This is a genomic window from Neisseria sp. P0021.S006 (genome assembly GCF_051956895.1).
Genome location: NZ_JBQCWZ010001015.1, coordinates 1 through 531, shown reverse-complemented (window position 1 = coordinate 531; position 531 = coordinate 1). Strand labels below are relative to the sequence as shown.

Below are 531 nucleotides of genomic sequence, written 5' to 3'. Positions count from 1 at the left end.
ACAGCAACGCGCTCTACCGCCTGCCAAAAATCGCTGAATTGCGCGACAAATCTCAAGAAAACGAACGTGAGCTGAAAGCTTCTGAATTTGACCTGAACTATGTTGCACTGGAAGGCAACATCGGTTGTATGGTTAATGGTGCCGGTTTGGCGATGGCCACTATGGACATCATCAAACTGAAAGGTGGCCAACCTGCCAACTTCTTAGACGTTGGTGGCGGCGCAACCAAAGACCGCGTGGTTGAAGCGTTCAAACTGATTTTGGAAGACAAATCCGTTAAAGGCGTATTGATCAACATCTTCGGTGGTATCGTACGTTGCGACATGATTGCGGAAGCCATCGTGGCAGCCGTTAAAGAAATCAACGTCAACGTTCCTGTCGTTGTTCGTTTGGAAGGTAACAACGCCGAACTCGGCGCGAAAATCCTGAATGAATCAGGTCTGAAACTGACTTCTGCAGACGGCCTGAATGACGCAGCCGAAAAAATTGTTGCAGCCGTAAACGCCTAAGGAGAAAAGAATGAGCGTATTG

The 531-nt window shown here is 48.4% G+C and carries 1 pseudogene; it reads left to right on the top strand.

What is annotated here, in order from left to right:
* Positions 1-509 (top strand): annotated as a pseudogene (sucC, locus tag ACTHUM_RS18470) (succinate--CoA ligase subunit beta); the annotation flags it as partial.
* Positions 510-531 lie beyond the last annotated feature (22 nt).